Genomic DNA, 15,756 nt, shown 5'->3' with positions numbered 1-15,756 from the left:
ACGCAAACGTTTCGAGGAGCGCTCCCGGATGAAACGTTTGCGTGGTTGTCGGCACGGTTTGTCGGATGCGCGCGATCCCACACCACTCGCGACATGGACAAATTACCGGAAAGAACCGGAGAGGACATAATGGCAACCTACGATTTTCTGTTCGACAGTCTCGGACTGCGCGGCTGGTGCGGCGAGGACCAAGGCGGGCTGTCTTCGATGGCAGACCTATTGGGCCAAACATCGGGGCAAGATGCCAGCATCTCGGCATGGGACACACCTTTCCCATCGCTTGATGCGTTGCATGACGCTTGCGCCGCAATCCCGCAGTCGCGTGCACTCACTTTGGGTTTGGAGCGCGGATTTCTGGACATCAAAGACGGTCTAAAGGTCATCGTGGATCCCCTTACGCAACCGCTCAGCTGGGCATTGAACGACGCGTTGTGGGTCATGCAGGCATTGCCGTGGTGGATCATGATACCAGTGCTGATGCTGATCTCCTGGTTAGTCGGGCGCTCGATCAAGCTGGTCGGACTGGTCGCCGCTGTCTTCTGTTTTCTCGCCTTTGTCGATTATTATGACTACACGATGCAGACACTGGCGATCATATTCGTCTGCGCCTTCATTTGTGTGCTGCTCGGGGTGCCCATCGGCATCGCCATGTCGCGCAGCGACAGAGTGCAGCGTACGATGATCCCCATTCTGGACATGCTGCAGACGTTGCCGCCATTCGTCTATCTGATCCCGTTGATCTTTCTCTTCAGCGTGACCGAACCCAAGCTCTACGGCATCGCCATCATCCTTTATGCAATCGTGCCGGTTGTGCGCCTGACCGATCTGGGCATCCGCCTGGTCGACAAGGACGTGATTGAGGCCGCAGACGCCTATGGCATGACCAAGCGGCAGAAGCTCTTTGGTGTACAGATCCCGCTGGCCCTGCCCAACATCATGGCCGGCGTGAACCAGACCATCATGATGAGCCTCGCGATGGTCGTCATCGCATCCCTGGTCTCAGCCCCCGGACTGGGCGTGCTGGTGCTGCGCGGCATTCGCAACCTTGAACTTGGCGTGGGACTGCTTTCCGGTCTCGGCATCGTGCTCCTTGCGGTCATTCTCGACCGCGTGACCAAAGCAGCGCTGGCACGCATCAACTCGCAACAGCCGAGTTGAGGAGGACAATCATGAGTAACGACAGCAATCCCAAAATTTCGGTTCGCAATCTCTACAAGATCTTCGGAAACGATCCGCAGGCAGCGTTGGAGCGCGTCAAGGAAGGCATCAGCAAGGCCGACCTGTTAGCTGAAACCAACCATGTTCTGGGCCTCAACAACATCAATGTGGACATGCCCACCGGCAAAACCACCGTCATCATGGGGCTCTCGGGGTCGGGCAAATCGACGCTGATCCGTCACCTCAACCGTCTGATCGAGCCGACAGCCGGTGAGGTCTGGGTCGATGGCGAGAACATCCTGGAATACAACGAGAAGCAATTGCGCAGTCTGCGCCAGCACCGCATGTCGATGGTGTTCCAGAAATTTGCCCTTCTGCCGCACCGCACAGTGTTGGAGAATGCCGGCCTCGCGCCGACGATCAGTGGTCAAAGCCGCAAGCAATACAAGGACGAGGCCACCAAATGGCTCGACCGGGTTGGGCTCGAAGGACAGGGCAATCAGTACCCGGCACAGCTTTCGGGCGGGATGCAGCAGCGCGTCGGAATCGCGCGGGCACTGACGTCGAACAGCGACATCATGCTTATGGACGAAGCATTTTCCGCGCTTGACCCGCTGATCCGCACGGATATGCAAAACCTGCTCATCGACCTGCAGAACGAATTGCAGAAAACCGTGGTCTTCATCACCCACGATCTGGACGAAGCGCTGAAGCTGGCGGACCATCTGGTGATGCTGAAGGATGGATGCGTCGTCCAGCAGGGTGAGCCGCAGGAAATCCTGCTGCGCCCCAAGGATCCCTACATCGAGGATTTCGTCGCCGACATCAATCGCGCCCGCGTGCTGCGCGTCCGCTCGGTGATGGAAAAAACGACTGGCGCGCCCGGCAATGTGGCGGGTGATGTGGACCATGACGACACGCTTGAATCCGTGATCGCGCTATCGGAAGGCGACACGACTAAGCGCTACCGGGTGACAAAGGATGGCGTGCAGGTGGGCGTGCTGGATATGCGAACGCTGGTGCGTGCGCTGGTTCCGCAGGGTGGGGCGAGTGAAGCTGCGCGACTGCCGGAAACTGCACAGTCGGGAACATAGGTCAGATTTATAGCGGGTGCCGGCCCTCTCCGGCAAAACCGCAACGCGGATACCGGCTTGGCGGGCGAGTGGCATCGTGCCGCCGCCGGGCCCCTGTCTACCACTTGATGCCGGTTGTTATCGACAAGTGGCGGGTAACGCTCCCCCGGACATTTAATTGTAAACCCGGCGGGAGCCGGCATTCTCCAAACTGATTCGGCAACTGCATGCTTTCCCTGTGGTCTATACCCGCCACCGCCAGACCGCATCGCGTTTAAAAACATAGTGTGCGATAGCCATACCCTTCCCTCTCACGAGGGGGTGGGACGAATTCTGAAACCCTTCAGGTAAGACAAAGTCCGAGACATTCCGGTGAGGCTGTCAGGCCAGCCAATGGCTGACTTATAGGGCCCAGCTAAGCCGGACACACCAGAAAACATGTCTTCACGCGCTTGATAGAAAGCAGTGGCTGGGGCGCCTGGATTCGAACCAGGGATGCCGATACCAAAAACCGGTGCCTTACCGCTTGGCTACGCCCCATCACCTTGCCCGGACGAACAAATCCTCCGCCCGGCACATCCCGACAATGTCGGGAAGCCCCGGGGAGATAGCAAAAGACGGGTTGGATCACAAGCGGCGAAACCACCCCTTGCCAAGGAATTTCCACGTAGCAAAAAACCCGTGCAGCTTCACGCTACACGGGTTTTCAAATTCACCCCTTCGCGCCAGGGCGAGGTTTCATTGAGCCTGTGGACTCAGCGACGGAACAGATTGGCGATCTGCCAGCCGGCAGGAACGACGGCTGCGGCCAATGCGGCCTTGATCACGTCGGTGGCAATGAACGGGCCAACGCCCCATGCAACGGCCTTGTCGGCGCCGAACACCAGCGCGATCCAGGCAGCGCCGAGAGCCAGAATGATGGCGGTGCCCATCAGGTTGACCGCAAACAGCTTCAGTGCATTGCGGTCGAGACCACGATCAGCAGCCCAGCCGGTAAGACCGGCGGCGACGACGAAGCCTGCGAGGTAACCGGTGGTCGGACCGGCAAAATAGGCAAAACCGCCGCCATTGGTGAAGACCGGCAGACCGACAGCACCTTCAAACATATAGAGCGCCAGAGTGGCCAGCGCGAGCTTGCGGCCAAAGGCTGCGGCGAGCACGAAGATGGCGAGCGTCTGCATCGTCGCAGGAACGGGCCAGAACGGCACGACGACCTTGCCTGCAAGCGCAATCAGAATGCTGCCGAAAAGGGCAGCTACGCCATAGCTCGCATAGCGGGCCGTGCTGCTGGTGGGCGCAATCGATTCATATAAGGAACGGGCGGGGGCGATGGCCATGACTCATCCTCCAAAAGGGCTGTCGGGAACGCTGCCAAATTGTAGCGCGTTTGATGCGGTATATTGACTTAAGCCGCTGACAGCAAGACAGTCCGCCGCAAATCCGCGACCGTCCACAATCCCACGGGCGCTTGCACAGGCGGGCTTGCAGGCCGCCATGCATATTGGAGCAAAGCGTGAAAAAACCTGAGTTCGACCTGACCTTCGCCCCCGCGCATGGCGAGGCGGTGCCAGCGGCCGAGAATGTGCTGCGGGTAACTGCGTCAAATTCGGGGCCGATGACGTTTCACGGCACCAACAGCTATGTGGTCGGGCGCGACACTCTTGCGGTAATCGACCCGGGACCGGACAACGAGGCGCATTGGCGGACGCTGTTGGGCGCCATCGGCGGACGCCCGGTCAGCCATATCTTCGTTACCCACACTCACCAGGATCATTCGCCGCTGGCGGCGCGGCTGAAGGCCGAGACCGGCGCCACTGTGGTCGCCCAAGGTCCGCACCGCGCGGCCCGGCCACTCTACACCGGCGAGATCAACCCGCTCAAGGAAAGCTCGGACATGGCGTTTGTCCCGGATCAGACCGCCGCCCATGGCGAGGTGATCTCCGGTGACGGCTGGGCGATTGAAACCCTGCACACGCCCGGTCACACCGCCAATCATGCGGCCTTCGCACTGGCGGGAACCGGGCTGGTGTTTTCCGGTGACCACGTGATGGCCTGGGCAACATCGATCATTGCCCCGCCCGACGGCGCAATGGCCGATTTTATCGCTTCGCTTGACATGCTGGTGGCGCGCGACGACCGTCTCTATCTACCTGGCCATGGCGGGCCGGTGCGCGAGCCGCGGCAATTCGTGCGGGCGCTGAAGACCCACCGGCGAATGCGTGAGCGGGCGGTTCTGGGCCGCGTGGTCAAGGGTGACCGGCTGATTGCCGACATGGTCAAGGCAATCTACCGCGACACCGATCCGCGGTTGCATGGGGCTGCCGCCCTGTCGGTGTTGGCGCATCTGGAAGATCTGGTCGGCCGCGGCGAGGTGATCACCGATGGCCCGCCGTCGATTACCGGTGAATTCCGCATCAAATAGCTATTAGCCGCCAGCGATACCAAGCAGGCGGACATCAAGATCATGCAGGAAGCCGCGAATCAGGTCGGCGTTCAGGCCAAGGTCATGGTTTCCGTCACGGGTGGCTGCGCGCATGTCGACAAAAGTGGTTTCTTCCTCTTCGGAAAGCCTGATCAGCACATCCTGTGGAATACCGAGTACCAGCGTCCGGGTCCGGTACTGAAGCACTGCGTAGGTGGGAAGCGGCTCGAGTTCCCCGTTTTCGATATCGGGACGCTGGAGCGGCACCGGTGCACGCGCCGGGTCGGCTTCTCCGCTGGCGATCTGTTCGGGTTGGCCGTCACTGGCGGTCTCGGAGGTCGGTTCAAGGCCATCGATCAACGCCTCGACGCCGATATTGGCGACCGGTGTCCATTTTCGCTCCGCCACCGCTGCGCGCACCGCCAGCAGCACCCGGTCGATGGCGCCGTCGTAGCGCCGCCCCGCGACCTTGGGGTAGGCAAGCGCCTGTTGCTCACGCACAGCAGGGTCGTTGCCGTCGGGACGAGACAGCCAGGAAGGCGTGATCACCGGCGGTTCCAGCCATTCCGGCGGTTGCTCGATATCGGTGGAGACATCGTGAAGGGTCGGCAGGGCAATATAGCGACTGGCAGCCACGCCCACCGGCGCAAGCACCAAAAGCGCCGTCACCATGCCGCTGAAGGCAGCGTGACCGCCCTTGGCGCCGATATGCCAAAGCATGACGAAACCGATCACCGCCAGGCCAAGCACGATGGCTGCCAGAAAAGCCGCGAGCAGGATAACCGCAACAGCATTGGGCAGGGTCAACAGCCCTCCCCGATGAAACAGCACGGCCATGAACGCCAGCAACAGCGAGAATCGTCCAAGCCTGCGGGACCAGGCAGCGGCAACTGAAGGCGGGCGTTGATAGCGAAACGGCATGGCGGCGGCCGGGTCTCCGAACGGACGGCGCGGAATGCGCGGAATGGTTTGATGCAATTTATTAGAGCCGTTCCTTCCCGATTGAAAGCTCTTTGAAGACAGTTGCTTGATCCTCGGCCAAACAATCGGGCCAATCAATCGCGACGATCGGCACGACCGATTGCTTTGCCGCGCCCGATGGCAGGTATGGAACCACATCCCCGCAACGCACGTTACTGCAACAGCGCTTCCACATTGCCGCCGCTGGAAAACTGCACGTCACACTTCAGCCACGCTTGCCGTCAATTCTTGAGGGCGCGGGGGCAGATCAACCGGAATACGCATTCCTTAGCGAAGGAGATTTGCCATGACGACCGACACAGCCTTAGCGCCGATGGCACAGCCGAGCCACGCCGATCCCGCCCCGTTCATGGGGCCGATGCAACCGCTTCCGATCATCGCCACCACAGCGGAGCAATCATTGGCCCCGATGATGCTCGACCTGATGGAACTGGAACTGGCGCTTGATCTCAACGACATCGCCGAACTGGGATTTTCGCAGGCCGTGCGGCAGGCGGCAAAGACCATCGGCGGCGAATTCCTGTTTGATCTCCCCGCCTCCGGGCTGGTCGACAACGCCCAGCGCATTGCCGTTGTCTGCCTGTCGCGGACCGAGCCTGGTCGGTTCGGACTGGTCCTGCTGGACGCTGATGGCGACCGGGCCATCACGCTGGAACCGGATGCCGCGACTGCGGACCTGGTGCAGTTCGCCAAGGCCTTCGTTTCGGTGCTGGAGAAGCTCTAATCCGTGTCCACCCCCTTCTCGCTTCCCGCGTAGCGGCCACGGAAGCGCAACCATGCATACTCCACTTTTAAATATGCATATGCTATACTCTTTTCCGGACCGATCATTATTATGGCCGAGAGAGAGACTGGGATGCGGCTAACAACATATACCGACTATTCTCTTCGAGTTTTGATGTACGTCAGCCTGAAAAACGGTGAAAAGGCAACAATCAAAGAAATTTGTGACAGCTATAAAATTTCCAGAAATCACGTTATGAAAATAGTCTACGAATTGGGACTTGCAGGATTACTGTCAACGTCCAGAGGAGTGACCGGCGGGATCCTTCTGGCAAAGAAACCCGAGGAGATATCACTGCGCGATGTCATGCTCATTACAGAACCCGATTTCAAGATTGCCGAATGTTTTGATTGTGGTGAGTCCGAGTGCCCACTGGTCGGGAACTGCGAACTGAACAAGACGTTAAACACAGGGTTGAAGGCATTTCTGGACGTTATGGGCCGGGTCACTATTGCCGACCTTGTAAAGTCAAAGGGGACGTTGACGCGGCTTTTGAATTTGCCAGGTTTCTGAGGCTTGCGAGCCTTGTATTGATTGCGATGGAGGCCATTCGTGACATCCAGGACGTAGGCCGGCCTGCGATGTGTCCCATCTCTGGCCCTCCGCACGCCGAATATGCCCATTTTTTTGCGCCGCGCTGCCGCCACGTGGATTGCAGTACATCCGGTTTGCCCCCCGGACAGTCTGCTTGGCCTTACCCGGCAGGACGCGGGGCGGTTCGTCCAGGTGCATCGCATTGTGATTGACATGTACAATCCCGCCACAACCGCGTTCAATACCCTGCGTCCCGGCGACCTGCCCGAGCACCTTTGAGAACCAAATTCTCTTGCTCATGTCCGTCTCTCTGCCTCCAAATCACCAGGCAAGGCGCTATAAATTCGAATGGGCCTCGTGCTGCCCGTTTTGGGGGTGTGAAGATACCGCTGAGTGTAATCTGCTTGAAGTCAGTCACGAGAACCGCAATGTTCAGGCTCCACGGTCCGGCTGTGGGAAGCGTAACGGGCCCAATTTGCCACATGCCGCTGTCCAGCAACTGCGCGTCAAAACTGATTGGGCCAATGCCAGCCGCGGGATCCGAGAAGGTCAGATTGACCTCTTTGGGCGGTAGTAAATCTGCATTTGTGCCCATGAAATTGACCGATACATCAATCGCACCTGGCGGCGCGGCGGAAAGGCTGACTTCAGCCGCGATTTCAGCACTGTGCAGATGCAGGTGGATCGGGTCGGGTGCTGTGTGGGCACCGGGCGGCGGCGTTAACCGAAAGCACATGGCAACAAGCAGGACCATAGCCCCGAGGGCGATCTCGGCACTTATGCTGCGGCGCAGGCTGGACCGTGCGCTGCCCGGTGCTGTGGCAAGCGCCGGGGTCAGCCGCGTTTTGTTCAAGAGCGCAAGCGCAAGCATACAGGCCACCAGCACCAGTTTGAGCGCCAAGAGCTTCCCCCAATCCGACGCGATCAACGTGGCAATATCCGCGCCACGGATCAGCGCGAGGCCAACCCCCGTTGCCACAAGCACGATTACCGCAGGCAGCGCGACGTTCGAGAACCGGCGCAAGGCGTTTAACCCGCCCTGCCCGGACAGGCTGGCGATCAGCGGCGGCAGTCCTCCAACCCAAAAGATCAATGCTGCGGCATGAAGCATCATCAAAGGCTGCCCGATCCAGCGGTTTTGTCCGGTGCTGGAATGCCCCGAAACGGCAAGCGACGAAGCCCCAAGAACGAGCACAAGCAGAGCAATAGCAGGCCGCTGCCGCGAGCGACTCCCCGCGATGATGGCTGCGGCGGCGCCGACCAGAAATCCCCAACCGCGCGGCACCGCGATGGCAACCTGCCACGGCACGGAAGAAAATAAAGCGGAGGAGCCGCGCCCCAGCAGATCAAGCCCGTAGGCACCGAGCGCAACCAGCGCCAGCGGCACCGCAGCCAGTGCGGCAACCCGGCCAAAGCGGGCGGCACCAGAGGACAGCGGGCCAATGAGCGCAGCATAAAGCGCCGCCCCTACTGCAAAGATCATGCTTAAAATGGCTAAAAATCGCGCGATGATGGCGGGAAGGACTGCCGCATCGGTTCCGGGTTCGGTCGTGCCGGTGACCTCACCGAGGGAGAAGACCAATGCGCCGCCAATGGGATGACCATCGGCGGAGACAACCCGCCAGTTCAGAACATAGGTGCCACGTCCGGTCGCGGGCGGTGCGGACAGCAACAATCCGTCAGGCGTGGCTTTGGCCGTTGCAGTGCCACGCGTTCCATCCGGCAAAAGCCATTCAAGCGTCAGGGCTCCGACAGGTTCGCTGAACTGAAGGCGCACGCCCGTCGGCAATTCGTCAAGCAAGGCATTGGCAACCGGGGCGCTGCCCTGAAATTCAGCATGGGCAAGGGCGGATGAAGGCACCGTCGCCACTACAAGAACCATAAACAAGAAGCAGAAGACCCCTTGTACATTGCTTGCCAGAATACGCATCGACTGCCTCGTATTGGGAGCGTGAGTGGTGCCCCTGCCGGGCATCGACATGCGCGGCAGGGGGTAGAGCGCCCAGAGCCAGGCGCCTCTTTTCGATCTTGCGGACTTGTCAGTTCTTTGCGGCTGGCGCCAAGATCTTCAGGCCCGGTGCCGGATCTTCGAGGTCATGGGGGTCTTGACCATCGGCAGGGATTTCAATCCAACGGTCAGCCCCGTTTGCGCATTCCTGAACAACCGGGAAGTAGACGGTTGTGCCCACTGCCAGAGTATCGGTCAGCTTGCCACGGAAGGCGAACTGATCGAAATAGGCGTCGGAAAGCTCGCCGGTCCAGATCAGCTCTTTCACGCCTTCGGTCATCGGCGTGCCGTAATAATCGTAGCTTTGCGCATAAGCGCCGGTCACGATCTCGACCGACCAACCAGCTTTCGGAACTGGTTTGACGGCAATCACGCCATCGGGGATCTGCACCCGCACTTTCAACGTGGGCTCTCCGGCGCAACCGTGGCCGATTCCAAGCACGCCGAGATAGGTAGTCCCTTGCTGTGCCTGCGGCGTTTCAAAATTCACATGTGCGAACGCTGCCGGGACGGAAAGTGCAAGCACTGCAAGGGTCGTCAGAATGGTATTCACGGTTTCTCTCCAAAGGAAAAGGGGGGATCGATCGGGCTGTCGGCCCGGGTTTTGCCGCCGCCCTCAGGTCCGCGGCTTCGAACCCACCAGGGTTTTGGCCATAGGTGTGAATGGATGGTCGGTCGCGGCAAACATGGGAACACTTGCCAACCCGGCGACATCGAGGATGACGATGACGGGCTGTTGAATATTTCCAGGTCTCAGGGGCTACGGCCTTGAAGGTGCCGCCAGAAATCGTCTTTCCGGCGGCAGGGCGTGTGTCCTATCCCTTGGCGTCAAGGAATTCAGGGTTATCGTCACCAATAACCTCGATCTGTGCCGCATTGCCTTTGTTGGTAACGCGCGAAAGAGCGTGATCAACCAAGGTGATCAACCCCGGAACCGGAAGATCCATATCGCCCACGAACGTAGAGCCAGGGGTCACCGGCCATGTCTGAATGTACTTGAGCGGCTCATTCGCCAGCCCGCCTTGCGGCCATGCGCGCGACCAGACGTTGCCGACCGGGTGGAAGCTGGACATCAGGTTTGGTCCCCCCGACACCAGGAACACACGGACGGTCTCACCAACTTCGGCCTTCATGGTTCCAAATCGAGATGCCACAAATGGGGCGACGGCTCCGCTGAACAGCACATAGGTCGGGTCTTCCTTTACCATGGAGCGCCCATCAAAGTTGGCTTCGCCCGGCTGACCGAAACTTTCTTTGGTGTAGAGTTCGTGTTGACCGATATAGAATTCGCGGTCTACGGCGGGCAGACCTTCGAGGGGCTCGATGACGATCATGCCGAACATGCCACGGCTGATATGTTCGTCCATGTTGCTGACGCCACAGTGATAGATGAAGGCACCGGGGTAGTCCGCCTTGAACGTAAAGGTCTTGGATTTCCCGGGTGCGACTTCGGAATACCCGGCACCGCCACCTGTCCCTCTGACCGCGTGAAGGTCGATGCTGTGAGAGGTCTCGTTTTCGGGAGAGTTGGTGACGGTGATATTCAGCGTATCTCCCTGACGGGCGCGGATCATTGGGGCCGGCACCTGACCATTGAAGGTCATGAAGGTGTGTGTCACGCCAGGCAGGATTTCAGACACGACGCTTTTGGCAACAAGATGGATATCATGGCTGCGGGGGCTGTCGTAGGAAATCGGGCCGGGAATGGCCGTCGGATCGGCAACCACCAGATCAGGTAACAGGCGTTTGCCGACAAAGCTGCCGGTTGTCAGTTCCGGCTTGGGCACGGATGCGCTCGCCTGGGTTCCGCTCAAGGCAATAGCGCTCGAAGCGGCAATACCAACACCCGCCATCTGTATGAATTGGCGGCGGTTTGATTTCGTTGCGTCCTCAAATGACATTCGTTTTCTCCTGGGCATGGGATCGATTGCAAGGAGATTTCACGCATTGATTTCAATGCGTGAAATCCAGTTTGGCTATTCGGATTTGAGCGTCTCAAGGAGCACACCCAGGCGGGCGCGGGCGCCTTCTGACAATGCAGCGTTGGTTGGATAATTGGCGATGATGTCGTCCAGATTTACCGACGGATCACCGGCCACGACGATACCAACCATGCCGATTTCCTTGTGGGCCGCGCATTGGACGACGTAGACGCCTTCCTTCTCAAAAACGACATTGGTATCCGCGTTCTTGTAGCCCTTGAATGGCGCGGCACCGGCAGGTGCCAGACCATCCACCGACGTAAGGTCATGGCCAAAATCCCAGGCGACGAAATTGACATCGCCGCCAACCTCAATGCGCATGATCGCCGGTACAAATACCTTGTTGGTGCCATCGGGCCCCTTGTCCATGAGGCGCACTTCATTCGGGGCGGCATCCTGTGCAAAACCGGGAAGCGGCGCAATGAGCAGGGCGCCAAGCAACAGGGGAAGGACACGCAGCCGAAAGCTACGCGGGACTATCGCGTTTTCCATATTTTTCTCCTATGGAACTGGGGGGATTAACTTTTTGACGGGGTGGCTTTGAAGCCGGACTGGGTGATGAGCCCGTACCCTTTCTTCATACTTTCGGTGAAGTAGAAGTCAGGGTCATATTTCTTGTGAGCCCAAAGGTACCAGGGGTCATCGATGCCAACTTCTTCGTACTCAATAATGCCAAACAGCCCACCGGGGGTGTCGCCATTATTGCTCAGATGGTGGTCGGCATGATCGTGGAACGGCCAGCGACCTGGATTGTTCATGTGCACGATGACGTCTGCACGCTGGCCCATGGCAACATGAACCGTATCGGCCAGTTGAGGATATGGCACCGGCATCCCGTCGCGGTGGGTAACGAGCATATCGTGGCCGTGCAGGTGGAACGATACGGCAACGCTTGCCGCAAACAGGCGCAGACGCAGGACATCGCCTTCCTTCACCCGAATTGGCTGATTATAGGGAAATGACTTTCCGTTGATGGAGAAGTAATTCAGGTGCCCAGAGGGATCTTCCTGAGCGAAATAGTCATCGGCGACGTCACTATTCCAACCCGAGAACATTAGAAGGCAATCTTTGGTCACTTCCTTTTCGATTGGAAGCGGGTCTGCCGGATCAACGATCAGCGGGCCCCACATGCCACGCACGCCAACATGATTTGGCACTTCGACATGGCAATGATACCAGAGGCTGCCTTTCCGATCGGCCTTGAAACTATAGGTATTGCTGCCACCGCCCGACTCGATGGCCAAACCGTTAATTCCCGGTGCGCCATCGCTGCGCCATGAGTTTGTTTGCCACATCCCGTGCCAATGGATTGTATGCACGCCTTTGGTCTTGTTGGTGACTGTCGCTTCTACAAAATCACCTTCACGGACATGGATCAGAGGGCCGGGTACCTGCCCGTTATATGCCCAGACATTGGTTTCAAAACCACGCGACACACTTAAACGCGCCTCTTCAACGGTCATGTTAAATTTGTGTGTTTGAGGGGCAACAGGCGCGATCGTTTCCGATGCGCCTGCGGTAAATCCATACGCCGTTTCGGTTGCTGAAAGCTGTGTCGCCACAGCGGCGCCAATGCCCGCTAATTTCACAAGGCCACGTCGGCTGATATCGTTCATTCCCATGATTTTCCCTTTTTAATTCAAGACTTACCTTGATCCCTGTTGAGGTTCGTGGTGGGTGATTCCGTAAGATGTATTTCAGATACATCTTTAAAAAAGTATCGTCAATACTTTTTTATCTGCACCGTTTTGCCAACCTCATGTGCCGACCTCAATGCCCCTTTCAACGGGAGTTTTCGGCTCGCTTCGCAACGACGGATCCTCGCGCCGTTTGCCCCTTTGCTCGCGAGATCGATACTGCCCGGCGTTCGGACAGAGGCAGGGCATGCAGAGCTCGATACCCAAGCAAAACGTTTCCATTTAAGGATGAACAGATCTAGGTTCGCCGCATGTTCGCAAGCAGGGAGATGCCGGGGTGGAATTGACGCAGGACGATCGTGAGATGCTCTCGGGAACCCATGGCTCTGCCGCTGCAGACGCGCTTGGGCTGGTATTGCGCTTTGCCGAGGCGGTGGGTGCCGAGCGGCTGGTTGACTGCGCGCAAGCCCATGTCGACGGTTGTCTCTATCACGGCCAGGCCAGCCTCGATTTCGTCGAACGGTTCGTGGCACAGCAAGGCCGGGTGCGGGTGCCGACGACGCTCAATGTCGGCTCGGTCGATCTCATTCATCCAGAACTCTATATCGGCGAGGCGGAGCTTGGTGCTGCCGGCAAACGGTTGATGGAAGCGCATCTGGAACTGGGCTGCACGCCGAGCTTTACCTGTGCGCCCTACCAGACATTGCTGAGACCGCAACTCGGCGACCAGCTTGCCTGGGCCGAATCCAACGCTATCGTGTTTGCCAATTCGGTGATCGGCGCGCGCACCAACCGCTATGGCGATTTCATCGACCTAGCCTGTGCGCTGACAGGAAGGGTGCCCGATTACGGGCTGCATCGTAGCGAAAACCGGCTTGCCGGGGCGATCGTCGAAATCACCGGGCTTGAAAATGCCACTGCCGACCAGGCCGGCGGCATTGCGGTCGCTGCGGGCCTTGTTGTCGGTCGCGAGTGCGGTGATACCATCGCCGCGATCACCGGTCTCCCCGCCGCCACCAGCGAAGACGACTTGAAAGCGCTGGGGGCCGCGGCGGCATCGTCGGGCAGCGTGGCGATGTTCCATGCCGTCGGCCTGACACCGGAGGCCCCTGATCTCGAGACCGCCACCGGTGGCCGTAACGTGCCGGTTGTGGCGCGTCTGGACGCTGGCGAAGTTGCAGCGGTGTTGAACCGGCTCGGCACCGTAACCGAGGGTGCGCCGATCACCGCCGCGGCACTGGGGACACCGCATTTTTCACTCTCGGAGTTCGAACGGCTGCTGGCGATGCTGGATCTCGCACCGTTCGCGGTACCGGTCTATGTCAATACCGGACGGCATGAATGGGAACGGCTGTGCGCAACCGGAAACGCTGCACGGCTTGAACAGGCGGGAGTCACCGTGGTGGTCGATACCTGTACCTATGTCACCGCCATCATCCGCGATCTGTCAGGTGCAGTGATGACCAATTCAGGCAAATGGGCCTATTACGCGCCCGGCAATCTCGGCGTCGATGTTGCCTTCGGCACGCTCGCCGACACGCTTTTATCGGCCAAGGCCGGCCGGGTGGTGCGGGCATGAGCGCCGGTCTGCAGATTGATGGGAAGTCACTGGTTCACGGGTGCGCGCAAGGCCCGGTGTTGATGCTTGGTGACCCCTTGAGTTTCTGGGGAGGATTTGACAGCGCCAACGGCATGGTGATCGACCGTTTTCACCCGCAACACGGGACCTGCCTGTCCGGCAGGATCGTGTTCATGAGACGCGGGCGCGGTTCGTCGTCAGGCGCCTCGGTGCTAGCCGAAGCGATCCGGCTCGGCACAGCACCAGCGGCGCTTGTTCTGCTTGAAGCCGACGCCATCATCGCCACCGGCGCGCTGGTCGCGCAAATGCTCTACCAGACCGATTGCCCGGTTGTTGCCCTTGCTAACGAGGCAGATTGGAACAAATGGGCGGCCCTGCCCCGGCTTACAGTCGAGGCCGATGCAGGCGCGGTCCGGCTTATTCCGCCGGAATGATGCCAACTGAGGCAGCAGGATCGGCACTGCGGCTGCGCAGCGCCAGATGTGCCAGTGCCCCGCCGGTGATCATCGAGCCTAGTCCTGCCAGCGACGAAATTGCCAGCACCGAGCCACCGGTCAGGCCGGCGCCGATGGTGCAGCCGACGGCGAGAATGCCGCCAAAGCCCATCAGCACGGAGCCCGCTGTGTAGCGCCAGATCGACGGCGTGCCGGGTTCGGCGAAGGTGGCGATGCGGAATTCGCCGGCAACAAGGGCCGCCACAAACGCACCAATGATCGCGCCCAGCAAAACACCCTGATCAAGTCCGCCAAAGCCGCCTTCGAGTGCCAGTTCGCCGGTTGTGGCCAGCGGACGGATGAAGGAGAGGCTTTCTGCCTGGATCGGATCGAAAACTTGAGTGGAAAGCTGCCAGGTGAAGTACCAGCCGGCCGCCACCGTCAGGCCGACCAACGCACCGCCGGAAAGGCGCCAGATCGACACCCGCGCCCTAAGCGCCACGGCAAGTGCTATCGCCGCCAGTGCCGCACCCAGAACGATGCCGGCCCAGCGATCGAGCCCGGCATGAGCCAGCAGATCATTGCCGCCAATCGCCGCGGTGCTCCACAGACTGCCGATGCCATCGCGAAGCGGCACCAGAACGCCACTGTAGGTCGCCAGCGCGGTAATCGCGACAACGGCAATCGAGAACACACCGCGCAGATTGCCAGAGGCGCCAAGCACCAAGAGCCGCGACACGCAACCGCGCGCCAGTACCATGCCGACACCAAACAGCAGGCCGCCGATAATGGCGCCCGACAGGCTTTGCGCGGTGGAGAAGAAGCGGGTTTCATCAACATTGATCAGATCGCCGCCGAGCAGCAGTTGCACCGCCAGGATGGCCGCGGCAAAGCCTGCAGCCCAGGTCGCCAGCGGCTTGAGGTCGCCCTCCCCCATGGCCGACAACACCGCCGAGCGAGTGCAATACTGGCTGCGTTGGGCGAAAATACCGAAGGCGAGACCAAGAACAAGACCACCGATCAGGGCGGTATGCGGCTCACCGACAAGGTCGATCAGGGGAACGAGATCCATGACTGCCAGCTCCATTGGAATATTCGTCTGAACATATATGAAGCGGTGACATGCGCCGTGGCGCGGGATTGCGCACCCAGGACGGGGAGCGG

Annotated in this window: 15 protein-coding genes and 1 tRNA gene; 7 read left to right on the top strand and 9 right to left on the bottom strand. The window is 59.6% G+C overall.

Features of this window, described 5'->3' with window-relative positions:
• Positions 1-129: 129 nt before the first annotated feature.
• Both OEG84_RS23400 and OEG84_RS23395 read left to right on the top strand, forming a co-directional pair.
• Positions 130-1,158, top strand: a complete 1,029-nt coding sequence (locus OEG84_RS23400; protein WP_267655996.1) for an ABC transporter permease — start codon at positions 130-132, stop codon at positions 1,156-1,158.
• A gap of 11 nt (positions 1,159-1,169) precedes the next feature.
• Positions 1,170-2,252: a quaternary amine ABC transporter ATP-binding protein gene (locus tag OEG84_RS23395; RefSeq protein WP_267655995.1), complete on the top strand. Its 1,083-nt coding sequence runs from the start codon at positions 1,170-1,172 to the stop codon at positions 2,250-2,252.
• A gap of 445 nt (positions 2,253-2,697) precedes the next feature.
• Here the strand turns inward: OEG84_RS23395 and OEG84_RS23390 are convergent.
• Positions 2,698-2,771, bottom strand: a tRNA-Gln gene (locus tag OEG84_RS23390).
• 215 nt (positions 2,772-2,986) lie between these two features.
• The gene (locus OEG84_RS23385; RefSeq protein WP_267655994.1) at positions 2,987-3,568 is read right to left on the bottom strand and encodes a biotin transporter BioY; all 582 of its coding nucleotides are present in this window, start codon (positions 3,566-3,568) and stop codon (positions 2,987-2,989) included.
• 176 nt (positions 3,569-3,744) lie between these two features.
• Between OEG84_RS23385 and OEG84_RS23380 the strand changes: the two genes are divergently transcribed.
• Positions 3,745-4,653, top strand: coding sequence for an MBL fold metallo-hydrolase (locus tag OEG84_RS23380; protein ID WP_267655993.1), 909 nt, complete (start codon positions 3,745-3,747; stop codon positions 4,651-4,653).
• A 3-nt stretch (positions 4,654-4,656) separates the two neighbouring features.
• On the opposite strand, the gene OEG84_RS23375 is transcribed toward OEG84_RS23380, so the two are convergent.
• Positions 4,657-5,631, bottom strand: coding sequence for a DUF1499 domain-containing protein (locus OEG84_RS23375; RefSeq protein ID WP_267655992.1), 975 nt, complete (start codon positions 5,629-5,631; stop codon positions 4,657-4,659).
• Positions 5,632-5,920: 289 nt separating this feature from the next.
• Between OEG84_RS23375 and OEG84_RS23370 the strand changes: the two genes are divergently transcribed.
• Complete coding sequence (locus OEG84_RS23370; RefSeq protein WP_267655991.1) at positions 5,921-6,358, top strand: hypothetical protein; 438 nt, start codon at positions 5,921-5,923, stop codon at positions 6,356-6,358.
• 111 nt (positions 6,359-6,469) lie between these two features.
• Positions 6,470-6,931 (top strand): Rrf2 family transcriptional regulator, encoded by a 462-nt coding sequence (locus OEG84_RS23365; RefSeq protein WP_267655990.1) that lies wholly within the window; start codon positions 6,470-6,472, stop codon positions 6,929-6,931.
• Positions 6,932-7,190: 259 nt separating this feature from the next.
• Here the strand turns inward: OEG84_RS23365 and OEG84_RS23360 are convergent, their stop codons facing one another.
• From OEG84_RS23360 to OEG84_RS23340, 5 genes are all read right to left on the bottom strand, one after another.
• Positions 7,191-8,882 carry a copper resistance CopC/CopD family protein gene (locus OEG84_RS23360; RefSeq protein WP_267655989.1) on the bottom strand — a complete coding sequence of 564 codons (1,692 nt, stop codon included), beginning with the start codon at positions 8,880-8,882 and terminating at the stop codon, positions 7,191-7,193.
• A gap of 109 nt (positions 8,883-8,991) precedes the next feature.
• Positions 8,992-9,513 carry a YcnI family copper-binding membrane protein gene (locus OEG84_RS23355; protein WP_267655988.1) on the bottom strand — a complete coding sequence of 174 codons (522 nt, stop codon included), beginning with the start codon at positions 9,511-9,513 and terminating at the stop codon, positions 8,992-8,994.
• Positions 9,514-9,775: 262 nt separating this feature from the next.
• Complete coding sequence (nirK, locus tag OEG84_RS23350; RefSeq protein ID WP_267655987.1) at positions 9,776-10,861, bottom strand: copper-containing nitrite reductase; 1,086 nt, start codon at positions 10,859-10,861, stop codon at positions 9,776-9,778.
• Positions 10,862-10,936: 75 nt separating this feature from the next.
• On the bottom strand, positions 10,937-11,434 hold the full coding sequence (locus tag OEG84_RS23345; protein ID WP_267655986.1) for a plastocyanin/azurin family copper-binding protein: 498 nt from the start codon (positions 11,432-11,434) through the stop codon (positions 10,937-10,939).
• Positions 11,435-11,460: 26 nt separating this feature from the next.
• Positions 11,461-12,558, bottom strand: coding sequence for a multicopper oxidase domain-containing protein (locus tag OEG84_RS23340; protein ID WP_267655985.1), 1,098 nt, complete (start codon positions 12,556-12,558; stop codon positions 11,461-11,463).
• Positions 12,559-12,916: 358 nt separating this feature from the next.
• On the opposite strand from OEG84_RS23340, the gene OEG84_RS23335 reads away from it, so the two are divergent.
• Both OEG84_RS23335 and OEG84_RS23330 read left to right on the top strand, forming a co-directional pair.
• Complete coding sequence (locus OEG84_RS23335; protein WP_267655984.1) at positions 12,917-14,158, top strand: aconitase X catalytic domain-containing protein; 1,242 nt, start codon at positions 12,917-12,919, stop codon at positions 14,156-14,158.
• Entirely contained in the window at positions 14,155-14,592 is a 438-nt protein-coding gene (locus OEG84_RS23330; RefSeq protein WP_267655983.1) for an aconitase X swivel domain-containing protein, read from the top strand. The genes OEG84_RS23335 and OEG84_RS23330 overlap by 4 nt, the downstream gene beginning before the upstream one ends.
• On the opposite strand, the gene OEG84_RS23325 is transcribed toward OEG84_RS23330, so the two are convergent.
• A complete protein-coding gene (locus OEG84_RS23325) occupies positions 14,576-15,664 on the bottom strand; it encodes a YeeE/YedE family protein (protein WP_267655982.1) in 1,089 nt (362 codons plus the stop codon). The two genes, OEG84_RS23330 and OEG84_RS23325, sit on opposite strands and share 17 nt — an antisense overlap.
• Between the last annotated feature and the right edge of the window lie 92 nt (positions 15,665-15,756).

This window comes from Hoeflea algicola, assembly GCF_026619415.1.
GTDB lineage: Bacteria > Pseudomonadota > Alphaproteobacteria > Rhizobiales > Rhizobiaceae > Hoeflea > Hoeflea algicola.
This window is presented reverse-complemented; position numbering and strand designations above follow the sequence as displayed.

Excerpts from the sequence above, each read along its gene's own strand:
- OEG84_RS23360 (WP_267655989.1), bottom strand. The coding sequence starts at position 8,882 with ATGCGTATTCTGGCAAGCAATGTACAAGGGGTCTTCTGCTTCTTGTTT.
- OEG84_RS23330 (WP_267655983.1), top strand. The coding sequence starts at position 14,155 with ATGAGCGCCGGTCTGCAGATTGATGGGAAGTCACTGGTTCACGGGTGC.
- OEG84_RS23325 (WP_267655982.1), bottom strand. The coding sequence starts at position 15,664 with ATGGATCTCGTTCCCCTGATCGACCTTGTCGGTGAGCCGCATACCGCC.
- OEG84_RS23400 (WP_267655996.1), top strand. The coding sequence starts at position 130 with ATGGCAACCTACGATTTTCTGTTCGACAGTCTCGGACTGCGCGGCTGG.
- OEG84_RS23385 (WP_267655994.1), bottom strand. The coding sequence starts at position 3,568 with ATGGCCATCGCCCCCGCCCGTTCCTTATATGAATCGATTGCGCCCACC.
- OEG84_RS23395 (WP_267655995.1), top strand. The coding sequence starts at position 1,170 with ATGAGTAACGACAGCAATCCCAAAATTTCGGTTCGCAATCTCTACAAG.
- OEG84_RS23370 (WP_267655991.1), top strand. The coding sequence starts at position 5,921 with ATGACGACCGACACAGCCTTAGCGCCGATGGCACAGCCGAGCCACGCC.
- OEG84_RS23340 (WP_267655985.1), bottom strand. The coding sequence starts at position 12,558 with ATGAACGATATCAGCCGACGTGGCCTTGTGAAATTAGCGGGCATTGGC.
- OEG84_RS23365 (WP_267655990.1), top strand. The coding sequence starts at position 6,470 with ATGGCCGAGAGAGAGACTGGGATGCGGCTAACAACATATACCGACTAT.
- nirK (WP_267655987.1), bottom strand. The coding sequence starts at position 10,861 with ATGTCATTTGAGGACGCAACGAAATCAAACCGCCGCCAATTCATACAG.
- OEG84_RS23345 (WP_267655986.1), bottom strand. The coding sequence starts at position 11,434 with ATGGAAAACGCGATAGTCCCGCGTAGCTTTCGGCTGCGTGTCCTTCCC.